2 protein-coding genes are annotated in these 1,177 nt (G+C 39.5%); both read right to left on the bottom strand.

Going from position 1 to position 1,177, the window contains the following annotated elements:
* Positions 1-164 precede the first annotated feature (164 nt).
* On the bottom strand, positions 165-521 hold the full coding sequence (locus D0T84_RS22260; protein WP_163310106.1) for a hypothetical protein: 357 nt from the start codon (positions 519-521) through the stop codon (positions 165-167).
* Positions 518-1,177: DNA repair protein RadA (locus D0T84_RS22255; RefSeq protein ID WP_221413169.1), on the bottom strand; the 660-nt coding region annotated here is incomplete at its 5' end. The genes D0T84_RS22255 and D0T84_RS22260, both read right to left, overlap by 4 nt.

Here is a 1,177-nt window from a genome sequence, read left to right as displayed (position 1 = left end):
ACGAAGCTAAGCAGTATATTAAAGACAATCAATTAATCTATCAGGACAATGCAGACGAAAATAGAGAACTGGTGCAGGAATAATATTGATAAGGTTTTACACTTTATTGTCGGGCTGTAGTTAAAAAAAATAGGTGTGTGTACACCTGTTTTTTTTAAACTAGGTTACCATTCTTTTTTTTGTGGATGTTCGGGTATGTCATCAATTGTTAATACAATTTTATCGTTTACAGTAGTTTTCTGGTTATATTCAGGCTTAATAAAGCCCGCCGCCCTCCACTCCACTGTAACCACTGGCTGTACCTCACCCGAACCTTTACAAATCGCACAAGCTACATAGTAACCTTCTCCATTGTTCTTGTCCGGGTCAAAATCAATATACCTGCCATCAATGTAATACCCCCCTTTGCCGCTGCAGTGCTCACAACGCACAATATCACCTGTTATAGTCTCTATTATAGGCTTATCGCCGTAATTATATTTTTCTGGTGCAACCAGCTCTATCAATCGTTTTATTTTCATCGGTATTCGAATAAAGAAGGTAATGAATTTGCGGTTTGTGGAATGAAAAGCCGCTTATCGGCAGGCTTATCTGTATATCTGCTGATTGAATTTACCTTACCGTCGCGGAAGTACATCTTAATATCTGAAGCATGTATCAGGTCTTTGCCACTGGCAGGACGGCCTTTGGCTGTACCAAAGTCAACCATAAAGATGGATAACTGACGCTTTGCAAAACGTTCTCGCATTTCTTTCAGCTGGTCGATGGTGAAGTTCATATACTTTACCGAATCGATGATAACAAGCCTGTAGTAGTTCTTTTCGATGTAGTTGCACATCCTGTCAAATGGCAGGCCGTTGGCAATGTACAGCTTTTCAGCATCGATATTGAAATTATTAACCCGATCCTGGATGGTCTGGCTTACCCTTTCTTCATGCGAATTATAGAGAGCCTTACCAAAGTGTTTGGCAAAGTAGTTGGCAAACTGCAGGATGTAAACCGATTTACCCGAACCACTTTCACCATACGCTATACCGGTAAACTTTTTTTCGGGATAACCCATTAATGCAGCATATTCAGCAGAAATATCCATCCTGTGGTACTTCTTTTCTTTGATGCTCTTAATGTTGAAAATTTCTCTTTGAGCCATAATGTTAATTGTTAATATGATTGGTTG

This window comes from Dysgonomonas sp. 521 (genome assembly GCF_010501055.1).
Classification (GTDB): domain Bacteria; phylum Bacteroidota; class Bacteroidia; order Bacteroidales; family Dysgonomonadaceae; genus Dysgonomonas.
The sequence above is the reverse complement of the archived record's forward strand: the minus strand, read 5'-3'. Positions and strand labels throughout refer to the sequence as shown.

Bases quoted from the DNA above. Each gene is read 5' to 3' on its own strand.
- D0T84_RS22260 (WP_163310106.1), bottom strand. From the start codon at position 521: ATGAAAATAAAACGATTGATAGAGCTGGTTGCACCAGAAAAATATAAT.